Below are 15,211 nucleotides of genomic sequence, written 5' to 3' on the forward strand. Positions count from 1 at the left end.
TTCCCCAACTTCCGGGGTTGACTGGAATTATTTTCTATATATGTCTCATTCAACGGCCGCAAAGAGAAAATTATTTCTTCTCTATTGCAGCGCAACTATAGAATTTTCGCCTCCCAAGGCCAAGGGCCGGTAGATGCATCTTCTCGACAACGACCACGCCACTGACCGGCTGCATCGGGCCCTCCCGATCGGGCAGTCCACGGTCACGCAAATTTCAACCGACGGGCGCGCCCAGGCACCCTCGATGGACCATCTCGACGCGCTCGAGGCCCAGAGCATCTACATCTTCAGGGAGGCCTTTGCGCGACTGAAGAAGCTCGCGCTGCTGTGGTCGCTCGGCAAGGATTCCAACGTGATGATCTGGCTGGCGCGCAAGGCCTTCTTCGGCCGCGTGCCATTCCCGGCCATGCATGTCGATACCGGCAAGAAGTTTCCGGAGATGTACGCGTTTCGCGATCGCTACGGCAAGGAATGGGAGCTCGATCTGAAGATCGAACCCTGCCCGCCGCTGGAGACCATCGATCCCACGCTGCCGCCGGCGGCGCGATCCGCCGCGCGCAAGACCGAAGGGTTGAAGCTCGCGCTCGCCAAATATGGCTTCGACGGCTTGATCGCCGGCATCCGTCGCGACGAGGAAGCCACCCGCGCCAAGGAGCGGGTGTTCTCGCCGCGCGGCACCGAGGGCGGATGGGACGTGCGCGACCAGCCGCCGGAATTCTGGGACCAGTTCAACGCATCGCCGCCGCCGGGCGCTCACTTGCGCATTCACCCGATCCTGCATTGGACCGAGGCCGACATCTGGGCCTACACGCGGCGCGAAAACATCCCGATCATTCCGCTGTATCTGGCCAGGCACGGCAAGCGCTATCGCTCGCTGGGCGATGCCGACATCACCAATCCGGTGGCTTCGACCGCTTCGAATATCGACGAAATCCTCATCGAGCTCGACGGCACCAGGGTGCCGGAGCGCTCCGGCCGCGCGCTCGATCACGAAACCGAAGACGCCTTCGAACGGCTACGTGTCGCCGGCTATCTCTGACCGATACCGAGTTGAGCATTTCAATGAACATGGCCGTCCCCACAGCGATATCGTCGACGCCCAATGGCACCACGCGTCCGCAGGTTCGCATCGTCATCGTCGGTCATGTCGACCACGGCAAATCGACCCTGGTCGGCAGGCTCCTGCATGAGACCGGCAGCCTGCCGGAAGGCAAGCTGGAAATGCTCAAGGCCGTCAGCGCGCGGCGGGGCATGCCGTTCGAATGGTCGTTCCTGCTCGACGCGCTGCAGACCGAGCGGGACCAGGGCATCACCATCGACACCACGCAGATCCGCTTCCGCACCCAATCGCGCGACGTGGTGCTGATCGATGCGCCCGGCCACGCCGAATTCCTGCGCAACATGATTACCGGCGCCTCGCAGGCGGACGGCGCGCTTTTGATCATCGACGCGCTGGAGGGCGTGCGCGACCAGACCAGGCGCCACGGCTATCTGCTGCATCTTCTCGGCGTCAAACAGGTCGCGGTCGTTGTGAACAAGATGGACCGGGTTGATTTTTCCGCGGCGCGATTTGCCGAGATCAGCGATGAGATCTCCGCGCATCTGACCGGGCTCGGCGTCACGCCTCTGGCGGTTGTTCCAATTTCGGCGCGCGACGGCGACGGCGTTGCCGCACGCACGCCCAGGACCGGCTGGTATCATGGACCGACCGTGGTCGAGGCGCTCGATGCGCTGGAGCCTGCCCGTCCGCTGGAGCAGCTTGCGCTGCGGTTGCCGGTGCAGGCGATCTACAAATTCGACGACCGCCGCATTGTCGCGGGCCGCATCGAATCCGGCCAGCTTGCCGCCGGCGACGAGATCGTCATCATGCCCGCCGGCAAGATTGCGAAAATCAGGAGCGTCGAGGGCTGGCCGGTGACGCCGGTCAAGGGCGCCCAGACCGCGGGGCGATCGGTCGGCATCACGCTCGACCGCGAACTGTTCGTCGAGCGCGGCGACGTCATCGCCCATGCCGGAACCAGCCCGCGCGATACCCGCCGGCTGCGCGCCCGTATCTTCTGGCTGCACGACCACGAGCTTGCGACCGGCGCCTCGATCCTGGTCCGGCTCGGCACGAGGGAAACCCGCGCCACCGTGGTTGCGATCGAGAAGGCCGTCGATCCCGGCGATCTGTCGAGCGTCGAGACCAGATCGATCGCCAAGAACCACGTCGGCGAGATCGACATTGCGCTGGCGCAGCCGATCGCCGCCGATCCCTACAGCGATAATCCCCGCACCGGACGGCTGGTGATCGAGGTCGGCGGCCGCATCGCCGGCGGCGGGTTGGTGCTGTCGGTCGACGCCGGACAACGCGCGATTCCCGTCGATATCGTGCCGGTGGAATCGGCGCTGCGCCCCGACGAACGCTCGGCGCGCTATCGCCACAACGGCGCGGTGGTGTGGCTGACGGGACTGCCGGGCTCCGGAAAATCGACGTTGGCGCGCGCGCTGGAACGCAGGCTGTTCGATCATGGCGGCTCGCCGGTCCTGCTCGACGGCGATACGCTGCGCGCCGGGCTCAACCGCGATCTCGGCTTCTCCGAAGGTGATCGCACCGAGAACATTCGCCGGCTCGCCGAAGTCGCCACCCATCTGGCGCGCAACGGGCACATCGCCATCGTCGCCGCGGTTTCGCCCTCACTCGAAGACCGTGCCGCGGCGCGCCGCATCGCCGACGCCGCGTTCCGCGAAATCTATGTCGCGACGCCCGCCGAGGTGTGCGAGAGCCGCGACCCCAAGGGCCATTACGCCAAGGCGCGCGCAGGCTCCCTGCCGGCATTCACCGGCACCGGCCACGATTACCAGCCGCCGACCGATAGCGAACTGAAGCTCGATACCTCGACACGTTCCGTCACCGACGCGACCGACGAGATCGAGAGGATGCTGACCAGGACCGGCGTTCTGTTCGACGAAGTCATTGATCTGGCTGCCAATATTTGAGCCGGCACCCGCCGCCCTATTAGGCAATTGAAGGGCTTTTCTTAAGCCCGGCTTTGGCGCTAAAAGGCGCATGAACGTCGCGCCCCTGATGGCGCGCTTTTGCCTTTTTGCCCCTGAAAACCGTGCTTGAACGCGGTTTCCCGTGAGAAAAATCCCATCATGAATCGTATCGATGTCCACGGACTGAAGATCGCCCCTGTCCTGTTTGATTTCATCGCCAAGGAAGCGACCCCGAAAACCGGGATTTCGCCCGACGCGTTCTGGGCGGGGCTGGCCGCCATCGTCCGGGATCTGGCGCCGAAGAACCGCGAGTTGCTCGCCTTCCGCGACACCCTGCAGGCGAAAATCGACGACTGGCACCGCGCCCACAAGGGCAAGCCGATCGACCTCAAGGCCTACACGGCGTTTCTGAAGGAGATTGGCTATCTGCTGCCGGAGCCCGCGACCCAGAAGGTCGAGACGGCCAATATCGACGAAGAGATCGGCAAAATCTGCGGACCCCAGCTGGTCGTGCCCCTCACCAATGCGCGCTACGCGCTCAACGCCGCCAACGCGCGCTGGGGCAGTCTCTACGACGCATTTTACGGCACCGACGCGATCCCGCATGACCCAAGCGAGGGAGCCAAGGGCTTCAACAAGGCGCGCGGCGACAAGGTGGTCGCGAAAGCCAAGGCATTCCTCGATACCGCCGTGCCGCTGGCGACCGGCAGCCACACCGATGTGACTTCCTACAGCGTCATCAGCGGCCAGCTCGCGGTCAAACTGAAGAGCGGCAACGCCACCGCGCTGAAATCGAACGCGCAATTCGCGGGCTATCACGGCGACGCCGCCTCGCCTACGGCCGTCCTGCTGGTCAACAACGGCATGCATATCGAAATCAGGATCGACCGCAGCCACATGATCGGCAAGGATGATCCGGCCGGCGTCGCCGACATGATCCTGGAATCCGCCGTCAGCACCATCCTCGACATGGAAGACAGCGTGGCGACCGTCGACGCCGAGGACAAGGTGCTGGTCTATCGCAATACGCTCGGCCTGATGAACGGCACATTGACGGCCGATTTCGAAAAGGGCGGCAAGACGCTGACGCGCGCGCTCAACCCCGACCGCGTCTACACGACGCCCGACGGCAAGGAACTCAAGCTGCATGGCCGCAGTCTGCTGCTCATGCGCAATGTCGGCCATCACATGTTCACCGATGCGGTGCTCGACGAAAAGGGCGAGGAAATTCCCGAAGGCCTGCTCGATGCCGCTGTCGCCGGCCTGCTCGCGATCCACGATCTCAAGGGCCACTCGAAGCTACGCAACAGCCGCGCCGGCTCGGTCTATATCGTCAAGCCGAAGATGCACGGTCCCGACGAGGTTCGGTTTACCTGCGAACTGTTCGACCGGGTCGAGAAGATGCTGGCATTGCCGGACAACACCCTCAAGGTCGGCATCATGGACGAGGAGCGGCGCACCACCGTCAACCTCAAGGCCTGCATCCAGCAAGCCTCAAAGCGTATCTGCTTCATCAACACCGGCTTCCTCGATCGGACCGGCGACGAGATCCATACCTCGATGGAAGCCGGCCCCATGATCCGCAAGAACGACATGAAGGCCCAGCCCTGGATCAAGGGCTATGAAGACTGGAACGTCGATATCGGCCTGATCGACGGGCTGCCCGGCCATGCCCAGATCGGCAAGGGCATGTGGGCAGCACCCGACATGATGGCCGACATGCTGGTGCAGAAGATCGCGCACCCGCAGGCCGGCGCCACCACCGCCTGGGTGCCTTCACCGACCGCGGCGACGCTGCACGCGCTGCATTATCACCAGGTCAACGTGCTGGCGCGCCAGCAGGAACTGGCGAAGGGCGGCCCACGCGCCAGGCTCTCGGACATTCTCACCATTCCGGTATCGCAGTCGAACTGGGCGCCCGACGATGTCCGGCAGGAGATCGACAACAACTGCCAGGGCATTCTCGGCTATGTCGTGCGCTGGATCGATCAGGGGGTCGGCTGCTCCAAGGTGCCCGACATCCACGACATCGGGCTGATGGAAGACCGCGCGACCTTGCGCATCTCCAGCCAGCATCTGGCGAACTGGCTGCATCAGGGCGTCATCACCAGGGAGCAGGTGATGGAATCGCTGAAGCGGATGGCGGTGGTGGTGGACGGCCAGAACAAGGGCGATTCCCTCTACCGGCCGATGGCGCCTTCCTTCGACGGCACCGCCTTCAAGGCGGCCTGCGACCTGATCTTCAAGGGACGCGAGCAGCCGAACGGCTACACCGAATATATCCTGACGGCGCGGCGCCGCGAGGCCAAGGCGGCGGGCTGATCCCGGAACGATTGAATATCGCGATCGTTATATCGTCATCTCAACGCGAGAGGAGATGACGATGGATTGGAACCGGGTTGAAGGTAACTGGAAGCAGTTCAAGGGCGCCGCCAAGGAAAAATGGGGCAAGCTCACCGACGACGATCTCAACGTGATCGAGGGCCGCCGCGAACAGCTCGAAGGCAAGCTGCAGCAACGCTACGGCTTCGCCAAGGACCAGATTCACAGGGATGTGGACGACTGGTTCAGGACGCTGAAATAAGTTTTCCCGATCGGCCAAGGAAGCCCCGGTTTTCGCCGGGGCTTTTTGTTGCCGTACTGGGGCCATGCGCGGCTCCGGATTGCTTCGCCTGCGCTCGCGATCCAGGCTTTTCTAAAACACCGCGATATATTTGAGCAGCGAAATCACGCCGAGGATGATCACGACGACCCGCACGATTTGTTTGACGCGCCCGTCGAGCGGCAACAGGTTGATCAGATACAGAATGAGAATAACGACCAGAAATGTAACGAGCGCACTTACAAGCATTAAAGTCCCCTGATACACGCGTGAGCAAAAAACCGCCCTCCTTCAATGCGCCAGCCGCTCCGGGGTTCCCTCCGGGGAACGCCCGGCGTAAATGCTTGAAAAATCGGCGTTACCGGCCTCGCCTGATGGAATAGCGGCAGGGCCGCTGTCTAAAAATTTACCCTTTTTTGGCTAAGTAGGCGAACTTCTGGGGGCCGCCCATGCTCAATCGTCTCACCGTGTCTTCGCTGATCAAGTCGGTCATCGTCCTGATGGCCACCTGCATGACGGCCATGCTCTGCCTAACTGCCTGGAATTCGTGGGAACGGCTCACCATGACGAGCCGGATTTCGGTGGTCGCCGGCGCCTCCTCGAATCTTTTCAAGGCAATGCACAATCTGCGCAGCGACCGATCGACCACCAGCCGCAATCTGAACGAAGAGGCGACGCTGCAGCCGGACGTGCAGAAATATCTCCGCTCCCACCGCGATGCCGAACTGGCGGCGACGCGATCAGCGGCCGAAGCGCTGGCGTCGATCGAATTTGCCGATCAAAAGACGCTGGTCCCCGAACTGAACCGGCTGATCCAGACGTTCACCGCGCTGGAAGCGGAGTCGTGGGACGCCATGAGCAAGCCGAAGGCCTCGCGCCGCCCGGCGCTTGGCAAGGAATACGTGGAAAACACCGCGGCATTGCTCGAAATCCTTGAAAAGTTGTCCACCCGGATCGCCGCGGCCGTGAATCACAACGATCCGGTGATCGATCAGTTGCTGATGATCAAGCAGCTCGCCTGGCTGATGCGCAATACGGCAGGCGAGGCTTCGCTGCTGATTTCGAATGGCCTGTCGTCCGGCCGCGTGGCGCCCGACCTCCGGCAAACCTACACCAAGCTCGTCGGCGGCATCGAGACCGCGTGGGCTGCGCTGCAGACCGCGGCGGCGGGAAGCGAGTTACCGCGAAGTCTCGTCGAGGCGATGGCCGGGGCGAAGACGGCCTATTTTGCTCCCGATTTCCTGGCGCTTCGCGATCGATTGATGAACGCCCTGGAGACCGGCGGGAAGGCCGAAATGAAGGGGAACGAATGGAGCCCGTTCTCGGTCGAACATATGAGCAGTGCGGTCACCGTCGCTGAACGTGCGCTCGACACCGCCAAGGACTATGCCCTGGCCCAGCATGCCGAAGCCGAGCGCTCGCTGGTATTGCAACTGGTGCTTCTGGCCGCCTCGCTCGCCCTGGCCTTCGGCACCATGACGGCCGTCAGCCGCCGCGTGATCCGGCCGCTGCACACCATGCGCGATGCGATGCTGAAGGTGGCCGCCGGCGATCTGACCGTCGACACCGGATATGCGCAGCGCAGCGACGAGATCGGGGCGCTTGCGGGCGCGCTGGAAACCTTCAAGCAACAGGCCGCCGATAAGCTCAGGATCGAACAACAGGAGCGCGAACGCCATACCGGCGCCGCCGCGCGTCAGCGCGCCGTCGAAGGCTATGTCGGCGAATTCGAGAGCCTGGTACACCAGACGCTCGACCAATTGAACGATGCTTCCGGCCAGATGAGGACGACCTCGGCGGGCCTGTCGGCGGTCTCCAGCCAGACCAATTCGCGCGTCAAGGTCGCGGAGAAGGCCTCCGGAGAGGCCTCGCTCAGCGTGGAGAGCGTGGCTTCGGCGTCAGAGGAACTGAGCGCCTCGATCGAAGACATCAGCCGGCAGGCCTCGCACGCCGCCGGCATCGCCAAGCGCGCCGTCACGCGGGCGCGGGAAACTGACGACACCGTCCAGGGATTGGCCAAAACGGCCGGGCGGATCGGCGAGGTGGTCGGGTTGATCAATTCCATTGCCGCCCAGACCAACCTGCTGGCGCTGAATGCGACGATCGAGGCGGCGCGCGCCGGCGAGGCCGGCAGGGGCTTTGCCGTGGTGGCGTCCGAGGTCAAATCGCTCGCCAGCCAGACCGCCAAGGCGACCGACGATATCTCCGAACAGATCACCGACATCCAGAAGGTGGCCAGCGACGCCATCGACGCCATCAAGGCCATCGGCGGCATTATCGGCGAGGTGAATGAGGTCGCCACCGCGATCGCCGCCGCAGTCGAGGAGCAAGGTGCTGCCACCCAAGAGATCACGCGCAGCACCCAGCACGCCGCGCAAGGCACCAGGAACGTCTCGGAGAATATCACCGGCGTCAAAACCGACGCGGATGCCGCGGCGGCAGCAGCGGAGAAGGTGAAGCAGGCCTCCGAGACACTGGAAACGCAGAGTCTTCAGCTGAGCAGCCAAGTCACCGAGTTCCTCGGCAAAATCCGCGCGGCTTGATCTCTTCCAATCAGCGTCGTCGCCGGCTGCCGGCTTTCTATTCCGACGCCACCACGGGCACGCGCCGATAGTGCGAGCGCAACGCTTCGGGCGCCGGCGAGAGATTGAGCGATGCGCCCCGTCGATCGGCGCCGCGGCCGGCCACCATCAGCCCGCCGCTGCCTGCCACGATATCGCCTTTGCGAAGCGTCGGATCGTCTTCGATTCGGACCGCGGCGAGACCGGTCGGATCCTTGCCGTTGCAGGTACATCCCGCCACCAACTCGTTGCGGTAGCGAAACGCGTTCGGCAGTTCGGAATAGGGCTTTCCGTTCTCGGTGACGGCGTTATCGATACCGCTGCCGTAGACCACCTTGGTTTCGCTGGCCGGGCAGAAACTGTTGCAGGATGCCGCCTTGCTCTGGTTGCCGGCGGCCGATATCGGGAAATAGCGCCCGTCGCAGCTGCGCACGCAATAGGCCTGCGAGCCGCCGGAATAGATGGCGCGCGGACGCGGGGCATCGGGGTCAGGAGCGAGGGAGTTGCCTTCACTTGCAAATGGCAGCGGCATCGCGGGTGCCTGCGGCCGGTGACCTCCGAACGCGCCGAACAGGGCGGAGAGAAAATCCTCCGCCTGCGCGGCCGGAGCCAGCGCCAGCGCGACCAAAACCGCCGCAGTGCCCAATGTCAGCCAGCCCGATCGCATCACCATGTTCGTCTCCGAGACAAGGCTCACTCCTCAGTACAGCGACGACATCGAAAGGTTCATCGCCTGACGACCCGCCGGCGGCGGCGTCATAACGGGACGCGGACGCAGCTGCGCCGGTCGAGCATCCGCCGCTCCGGCGATCGTGGCTTTGGCCTGAAGGTGCGACGCATTCTTCGGCATCACCACCACCCTGGTACCGACATCGACGCGGCTGAACAGGTCGGCGACATCCTCATTGGTGAGGCGGATGCAGCCCGAGGAAACAAACTTGCCGATCGTCGAGGGATTGTTGGTGCCATGGATGCGGTATTCGCTGGAGCCGAGATACATTGCGCGGGCGCCGAGCGGATTGCCGGGGCCACCGGCCATGAAGCGCGGCAGATAGGGCTGGCGCGCGATCATTTGCGCCGGCGGGTGCCAATCCGGCCACTCCGCCTTGCGGCTGATGGTTTGCACGCCGGACCAGGTGAACCCCTCGCGGCCGACGCCGACGCCGTAGCGGATGGCGCGACCCTGGCCGAGCACGTAATAGAGCATCGTGTTGCCGGTATCGATGATGACGGTGCCCGGCGCCTCGCTGGTATCGAGGGCCACGACGGTGCGGCGCAGCCGGTCGGGGACCACGCTGCCGTCGCCTTCATCCGGCAGCGCGGAGTCGGCCGGCGCCATCATGTTGTCCGACGGAAACGCGGTTTGCGGCGCTGAGGCGTAGCCGAGCGCCTGCGCGTTCGCCGCACCGGTGAAGATGGCGGACGTCAACAACAGAGCCCCGGTGAACAACAGCGCAGTGGCGGCGCGCGGCGATGGCCTGCGGCGAGTTGCGATTGTCTGTGTCATGATCTGCCCCCCGGATGCGATGCGCATCACGCTGATGCCTGTCACTAATAAACGCGACCGCGTCGCCACGGTTCCGTCGCCACTCAAATACAGCAGGCGCTGTCAAGAACACCGCGCGTCACGACTGCGCGATGGAACTTTTACCGGGCCTTGCGGGTTGTGTTGGCCTGAGGCCGTTTCGTCGCCTGACGTCGCGGCTTTCCATCCATGTTTGCCGTAGCGGGAGAGCCTGTTTGCGTGTCCTGCCCAACGAACATTCCCTTCCCAGGGAAGCGGCGACCAGTACACCCCTGCCTGACAGCAAAACCGAACTACCGCCGGTCATTCGCCGCGCGGAGGTCGTTGCCTTTGCGCTGGTCGCGTTGCTGGTCATCGCCGTCGTCGCCGTTCTCTATGCGGCGAAAGCGTTCTTTCTCCCCATCGTGGCGGCATTCGTGGTCGGCACCATGCTGTCGCCGGCGGCGGGCTTTCTCGAGCGACATCGAATTCCGCGCGCGGTATCGGCGGTGCTGGTCGTGAGCGCGCTCGGCGCCGGCATCGCGTTCATCGTCGGCCTGATTTCCGCGCCGCTGATGCAATGGAGCACGCGCCTGCCGGAGCTCGGCACGCTGCTCAGGGACAAACTGCACGTATTCGACCGGCCGCTGGCGATGTGGCGGGATCTCCAGGACATGGTCGGCGGATCCGACGCCTTCGCAGCCGCGCCTTTTCAGATGCCTAAATTCGAATGGGTCCAGCCCACGGTCGAATTCCTCTCGCCGACCTTCACCGAATTTCTGCTGTTCTTTGCGACACTGGTCCTGTTCATCGCCAGCTGGCGAGACCTGCGGCGCGCCCTGATCATGACCTTCACCGGGCATGATCAGCGGCTGCGGGCGCTGCGGATCCTCAACGCCATCGAGGAGCATCTCGGCGGTTATCTGCTGACGGTGACGATGATCAATCTCGGCGTCGGCGCGGCGACCGGCATTATCTGCGCGGTCACCGGCATGCCCAATCCCGCCGGGCTCGGCGCGCTGGCCGCGACCTTGAATTTTCTTCCGATTATTGGCCCGGTCGCGATGTTCGTGATCCTGACGGTGGTCGGCGTGATCGCGTTCTCGACCATCGGAGCAGGGTTGATCGCCCCACTGGCTTTTGTCGGGCTTGCCTTTGTCGAGGGTCACTTCGTCACCCCGACCATTATCGGCCGCAGGCTCGAACTCAACGCGCTTGCCGTGTTCGTGGCGCTTGCCTTCTGGACCTGGCTTTGGGGACCGATGGGCGGCTTCCTGTCTTCGCCGCTTCTGATCGTGGCGCTGATCCTCAGGGATCATTTGAGGCCGCCGGACTCGCCGCAATTGCCGTCGGGCTGACCGGCTTTGGCACACCCCGTTTCGCTTCGGGAACTTCCCTTAGGCCGAGGCGTTTGTGAGGTATCTCAGTTCGGGTGCCAGGAGCTTTTGATGTCGAGTACGGACGGCGAAATCGGAATGAAAAACCTGACGGATAAAGCCCAGGAACGCGTCCAGTATGAACGCCTTGAAAAGGATGTTGCAGCCGTGAAACACGATATCTCAGCTCTCACTGACCAGATCACCGACGCGCTCAATTCCTTCGCCGGTACCGCCCAGAAGCAGGCGCGCCGCGGCTACAAGCAGGCGCGCGCCAACGTGGATTCCGCGGTCGACGATATTTCCGAGCGCGGCAGTGCTGCCATGGACGCCGCCCATGACGCGGCCTTGTCGATCGAGGAAACGCTCGAGGACGTCATCGCGCAGCGTCCGCTCGCGACCGTTGGCCTCGCGCTCGGCCTTGGCTTTCTGATCGGCGTGACGTGGCGCCGCTAGCGCCAGGCGCGCGGCCCGCAAGGACCGCCTCGGATTCGATGCTGCCAATTTGAAACGGGCGTCCAGATGTTCGCGCACATGATCGATGGGTTCAAGGAAAAGGCCGGCTCCGCCTTGCAGCTGACGTCGCTCGCGACAGCGGTGGCCGTGGCAGGGTTCTTCACCCTCTCATTTCTGTGCGCGGCGGCCTTTGTCTACGTGCTGCAGACCTATGGCCTGATCCAGGCCTGCCTGACCGGCGCCGGCATCTTCCTGGTCGTCGCGCTGGTCGCGGCCGGCTTTTACGTGGTGCGCAGGAACAAGGCGCAGGCGCGCGCGGCGGAAGCCGCGAAATCCGCGGTCCACACCGCGCTGGCCGATCCGATGCTGGTCGCCGTCGGCATCCAGGTGGTCCGCGCCATCGGCGTCAAGAGGCTGATCCCGATTCTGGCGGTCGGCGGCCTGGCGCTGGGATTGCTGGCCAGCCGCCACGCTTCCGCGGACGAAGCGCCGGCGGAGTGACCAGGCGCGCTACCCTGTGTCACAGATTCAACTTTCAAACAGCCAATTCAGACGTCATTGCGAGGAGCCAACGGGTCGCGCGAATGCGCGCCCGATGACAGGCTCCGCGACGAAGCAATCCATCTTTCATTGCTGCACCAAAGCTGGATTGCTTCGCTTCGCTCGCAATGACGGCAAGACACACCTTCGCAATCTCGCCGCGCCTTTCGCGCGAGTTTTGCCTGTAAATTCCCGCCCTCTGAAATCAGAGGGCGCGGGGAATGCCGGGCGCCCGATGCGCCCGCTGCCGCGTGTGCGGGGGTAGAAAGCACAAAAGCACACGCGTTAGTCAGGTCACACCGGAAACACCCGGCATTCCCCGCGCAATGGTTTTACGGCTTATCTCGTGCTCTCCCCGGTGATCGGCTTGTTGACACCGTCACTGGCGAAGTTACCTCCGCCAACTTGACACCAGCGCCGAGGCGTCAGGACCACACGACTTCGCCGTCCGCATCAAGCGCCATTCGTCAAGAGCGCATCCGCGTCCATCGCATCCCGCCCCGCGTCCGTGACGATCGCGAGCCGCCCCTCTGTGGGGCGGGACGGGGCGAGTTTGTAGAGATGATTTGCCCGACGGGGAAAGCGGAAAATTTTTGCGGGAAGGGCTGGATAGGAAAATCGACCAACAGCCCGTCGGGCAAATCAGTCGGGCCTCGCTCCGGAATGCTTCACCCGCTCGATGGATTGCTTCGCAGAGCCGGTCATCGGGCGCGCATTCGCGCGACCCGTTGGCTCCTTGCGCAAACGCTTCGCGTTTGTCGCAGGCAACGACGACCGAAACTCTCAGGTCATGCAACGGCCGGGCTGAAGCCGCTTGGCGACTTCGGTCAATACGCTGACAACGGGCTCGCAGGCCACCATCATCTTGCGGCTACCGGGCTTGATTAGGGCCGGCGGGGATGAAGCGTCGTCGGCGCCGTTGGCCACCGCCACGCGGACCAGGAAAGAGGTATCGGCAAAGCCTTCCAGCCGAAGCGCAATCGTTCGCGTCCGCCCCGGCGATCCCGCGACGCCGGCCACACGGTCGGCTTTGGCGGCGCGGTTGATGGCGGTTGTGCCGGTGGTCAAAGGCTCCTGAAAGGCCTTCTGCAAACGGTCTTGTTGCAGACGGTCCTGCGAGGCTTCGGACAGATCGCGGCCCGACGCCAATTGCGCCGCGCCGAAAGTCAGCGAGAGTGCGATCGCACCAAAAATCCCGATTGCCAGCCGTGACATGTTTTGCCGCCGTCCTCGCCCCATGGCGATCAGGCCAACAACGCGGCGGGAACCACAAGGTTTCGGGGAACCCGCAATCACTTAACCGTGTCTAAAATTTCTGACCGGGGCCGGAACGACTCCGGGGGCCTGTGCGTCATTTCGGCAGCCGGTTATCCCCCCTGCCCCATTGACCGGCGCTGTAGGGCGCGGCTGTGGTGATGCCAGCCGCGCCCTGCTTTTTGTCGGTTATCCGGTTGATTTTAGGTCGAATAATCGACCGCACTCCGATTCCCCCGAAGTCTCGCTATTACCTGCCCGGGATCCATCGCAGCTCGACGGTGAGGGGCGACATTGACGCGCGGCGTGTCCACGTGCAGCAACAGTTCCCTGCATTCGGGTGGTGGGGCATTGGGCGATTTTTTCGGGATTGTCGGGCTTTCGATCGGCGTCAGCCTGACGGCGACCGCGCTGGCGGCGGCCATCAGCCTGCCGCTCGGGGCGGCGCTCGCGATTTTTTCCTTTCGCGGACGGCGGCTGCTGGTCGTTCTGGTGAATGCGTTTTTCGGCCTGCCGCCGGTCGTGGTCGGGTTGATCCTGTATCTCGCGCTGTCGCGTTCCGGCCCGCTCGGCTTCCTCCAATTGCTGTTTACCCCCGCCGCCATGGTGATCGCGCAGGCGATCCTGGCGATCCCGATCATGACCGCGCTGGTCCATCGCTCCAGCGAACGGGCCTGGGCGCGCTATGGTGACGAGCTGATCTGCGACGGGGCCTCGCGAATGCAAGCGATTCCGCCGATTCTTCGCATCATCCGCGCCGAGCTGTTGACGGCGGTCATGGCCGGCTTCGGCCGCACCATCTCCGAAGTCGGCGCGGTGATCCTGGTCGGCGGCAATATCCGAGGGCTCACGAGAACCATGACCACGGCCATTGCGCTGCAGACAAGTCAGGGCGAACTGTCACTGGCGCTCGCGCTCGGTGCGGTGCTGGTCGGGATCAGCATTTCGATCAGCGCGACCGTGTTCGCCCTGGCCGGCCGCGCGCGAACCGCGGGGAGCGACGAAGCATGACCCACATTCGATCCCTGTTGGCGTTGATGGTGACGGCTTTCGCCCTTCATTCCGGCGCCGTGGCGGCGCAATCCATTACTCTGGCCTCCACCACCTCGGTCGAAGCTTCCGGCCTGCTGACAAACATCCTTCCGCAATTTACCGCGAAGACAGGAATCGCGGTCCATGTCGTCGCGCAAGGAACGGGCAAGGCGCTGGACACTGCGCGACGGGGCGATGCCGATCTGCTGCTGGTGCACGATCCCGAAGCCGAGCAGCAATTCATCGGCGAGGGCCACGGCGTCACGCGCCGGCAGATCGCCTGGAATGATTTTGTCATTGTCGGTCCGTCCGCCGATCCGGCGCATCTGCGGGGCAGCAGCGACAGCGTCGCGGCCTTCAAAGCCATTGCTTCCGCGCAGGCGCCCTTCGTGTCGCGCGGCGACAACAGCGGCACCAACGCAGCCGAACTGCGGCTCTGGAAAATCGCCGGACAAACCGCGCCGATCAGGGAAAAATGGTACCGCGACATTGGCGGCGGCATGGGCCAGGCGCTGAATGCCGCCAGCGCCATCAACGCCTACACGCTGACCGACCGCGGCACTTGGCTCAGCTTTGCGAACAAGGGCTCGCTGGTGATCGCCGTCGAGGGCGACCCGCGCCTGATCAACCGCTACGACGTCATCGAACTCGACCCGCAAAAACACGCCGGCGCAAGACTTGGCCCCGCAAAGGTGTTTGCGGACTGGCTGGTGTCCCCCGACGGCCAGCAGGCGATCGGCGCGTATCAGGTGAACGGGGAGAGATTGTTCAATCCGTCGGCGGATAGGCCGAAGTGATTGCTCTCGAAGCGGCGCGAATTCATTTTCAATACAAGATCGGTCGCGGAGCCGAACCGGGTCCGTACACCAACCTAGCGGGGCGCATACTCATCAAGGGAGCTTGATCG

14 protein-coding genes are annotated in these 15,211 nt (G+C 63.8%); 10 read left to right on the forward strand and 4 right to left on the reverse strand.

The features are described from left to right. Positions 1-244: 244 nt before the first annotated feature. The 4 genes from cysD to E8A46_RS27185 all read left to right on the forward strand — a co-directional run bounded on the left by cysD (position 245) and on the right by E8A46_RS27185 (position 5,563). The gene (gene cysD, locus E8A46_RS27170) at positions 245-1,039 is read left to right on the forward strand and encodes a sulfate adenylyltransferase subunit CysD (RefSeq protein WP_291567793.1); all 795 of its coding nucleotides are present in this window, start codon (positions 245-247) and stop codon (positions 1,037-1,039) included. Between the two features lie 23 nt (positions 1,040-1,062). Further along, complete coding sequence (gene cysC, locus E8A46_RS27175) at positions 1,063-2,979, forward strand: adenylyl-sulfate kinase (RefSeq protein WP_291567770.1); 1,917 nt, start codon at positions 1,063-1,065, stop codon at positions 2,977-2,979. 159 nt (positions 2,980-3,138) lie between these two features. Then, positions 3,139-5,301, forward strand: coding sequence for a malate synthase G (locus tag E8A46_RS27180; protein WP_291567771.1), 2,163 nt, complete (start codon positions 3,139-3,141; stop codon positions 5,299-5,301). 61 nt (positions 5,302-5,362) lie between these two features. Then, complete coding sequence (locus tag E8A46_RS27185) at positions 5,363-5,563, forward strand: CsbD family protein (RefSeq protein WP_079565037.1); 201 nt, start codon at positions 5,363-5,365, stop codon at positions 5,561-5,563. A gap of 111 nt (positions 5,564-5,674) precedes the next feature. Here E8A46_RS27185 and E8A46_RS27190 read toward each other — a convergent pair whose 3' ends face one another. Next, a complete protein-coding gene (locus tag E8A46_RS27190) occupies positions 5,675-5,830 on the reverse strand; it encodes a Thivi_2564 family membrane protein (protein WP_291567776.1) in 156 nt (51 codons plus the stop codon). A 200-nt stretch (positions 5,831-6,030) separates the two neighbouring features. Between E8A46_RS27190 and E8A46_RS27195 the strand changes: the two genes are divergently transcribed. Continuing rightward, entirely contained in the window at positions 6,031-8,124 is a 2,094-nt protein-coding gene (locus E8A46_RS27195) for a HAMP domain-containing methyl-accepting chemotaxis protein (RefSeq protein ID WP_291567778.1), read from the forward strand. 37 nt (positions 8,125-8,161) lie between these two features. On the opposite strand, the gene E8A46_RS27200 is transcribed toward E8A46_RS27195, so the two are convergent. Then, positions 8,162-8,809 (reverse strand): DUF2865 domain-containing protein, encoded by a 648-nt coding sequence (locus E8A46_RS27200; protein WP_291567795.1) that lies wholly within the window; start codon positions 8,807-8,809, stop codon positions 8,162-8,164. 33 nt (positions 8,810-8,842) lie between these two features. Beyond that, positions 8,843-9,649, reverse strand: coding sequence for a L,D-transpeptidase (locus E8A46_RS27205; RefSeq protein WP_291567780.1), 807 nt, complete (start codon positions 9,647-9,649; stop codon positions 8,843-8,845). Positions 9,650-9,882: 233 nt separating this feature from the next. Between E8A46_RS27205 and E8A46_RS27210 the strand changes: the two genes are divergently transcribed. From E8A46_RS27210 to E8A46_RS27220, 3 genes are all read left to right on the forward strand, one after another. Next, positions 9,883-11,004: an AI-2E family transporter gene (locus E8A46_RS27210; protein WP_291567782.1), complete on the forward strand. Its 1,122-nt coding sequence runs from the start codon at positions 9,883-9,885 to the stop codon at positions 11,002-11,004. 90 nt (positions 11,005-11,094) lie between these two features. Next, positions 11,095-11,478 carry a DUF883 family protein gene (locus E8A46_RS27215; protein WP_291567784.1) on the forward strand — a complete coding sequence of 128 codons (384 nt, stop codon included), beginning with the start codon at positions 11,095-11,097 and terminating at the stop codon, positions 11,476-11,478. A 66-nt stretch (positions 11,479-11,544) separates the two neighbouring features. Beyond that, positions 11,545-11,979: a hypothetical protein gene (locus E8A46_RS27220; protein ID WP_291567785.1), complete on the forward strand. Its 435-nt coding sequence runs from the start codon at positions 11,545-11,547 to the stop codon at positions 11,977-11,979. An 822-nt stretch (positions 11,980-12,801) separates the two neighbouring features. On the opposite strand, the gene E8A46_RS27225 is transcribed toward E8A46_RS27220, so the two are convergent. Continuing rightward, a complete protein-coding gene (locus E8A46_RS27225; protein ID WP_291567787.1) occupies positions 12,802-13,233 on the reverse strand; it encodes a hypothetical protein in 432 nt (143 codons plus the stop codon). Positions 13,234-13,623: 390 nt separating this feature from the next. On the opposite strand from E8A46_RS27225, the gene E8A46_RS27230 reads away from it, so the two are divergent. Then, positions 13,624-14,283: an ABC transporter permease gene (locus E8A46_RS27230; protein WP_291567789.1), complete on the forward strand. Its 660-nt coding sequence runs from the start codon at positions 13,624-13,626 to the stop codon at positions 14,281-14,283. After that, positions 14,280-15,101 (forward strand): substrate-binding domain-containing protein, encoded by an 822-nt coding sequence (locus E8A46_RS27235; protein ID WP_291567791.1) that lies wholly within the window; start codon positions 14,280-14,282, stop codon positions 15,099-15,101. The genes E8A46_RS27230 and E8A46_RS27235 overlap by 4 nt, the downstream gene beginning before the upstream one ends. The last annotated feature ends 110 nt before the right edge of the window (positions 15,102-15,211 follow it).

Source organism: Bradyrhizobium sp., from assembly GCF_004799445.1.
Taxonomy (GTDB): Bacteria; Pseudomonadota; Alphaproteobacteria; order Rhizobiales; family Xanthobacteraceae; genus Bradyrhizobium.

Coding starts and splice junctions, on each gene's coding strand:
- cysD (WP_291567793.1), top strand. CDS start 245: ATGGACCATCTCGACGCGCTCGAGGCCCAGAGCATCTACATCTTCAGG.
- cysC (WP_291567770.1), top strand. CDS start 1,063: ATGAACATGGCCGTCCCCACAGCGATATCGTCGACGCCCAATGGCACC.
- E8A46_RS27180 (WP_291567771.1), top strand. CDS start 3,139: ATGAATCGTATCGATGTCCACGGACTGAAGATCGCCCCTGTCCTGTTT.
- E8A46_RS27185 (WP_079565037.1), top strand. CDS start 5,363: ATGGATTGGAACCGGGTTGAAGGTAACTGGAAGCAGTTCAAGGGCGCC.
- E8A46_RS27190 (WP_291567776.1), bottom strand. CDS start 5,830: ATGCTTGTAAGTGCGCTCGTTACATTTCTGGTCGTTATTCTCATTCTG.
- E8A46_RS27195 (WP_291567778.1), top strand. CDS start 6,031: ATGCTCAATCGTCTCACCGTGTCTTCGCTGATCAAGTCGGTCATCGTC.
- E8A46_RS27200 (WP_291567795.1), bottom strand. CDS start 8,809: ATGCGATCGGGCTGGCTGACATTGGGCACTGCGGCGGTTTTGGTCGCG.
- E8A46_RS27205 (WP_291567780.1), bottom strand. CDS start 9,649: ATGACACAGACAATCGCAACTCGCCGCAGGCCATCGCCGCGCGCCGCC.
- E8A46_RS27215 (WP_291567784.1), top strand. CDS start 11,095: ATGTCGAGTACGGACGGCGAAATCGGAATGAAAAACCTGACGGATAAA.
- E8A46_RS27220 (WP_291567785.1), top strand. CDS start 11,545: ATGTTCGCGCACATGATCGATGGGTTCAAGGAAAAGGCCGGCTCCGCC.
- E8A46_RS27225 (WP_291567787.1), bottom strand. CDS start 13,233: ATGTCACGGCTGGCAATCGGGATTTTTGGTGCGATCGCACTCTCGCTG.
- E8A46_RS27235 (WP_291567791.1), top strand. CDS start 14,280: ATGACCCACATTCGATCCCTGTTGGCGTTGATGGTGACGGCTTTCGCC.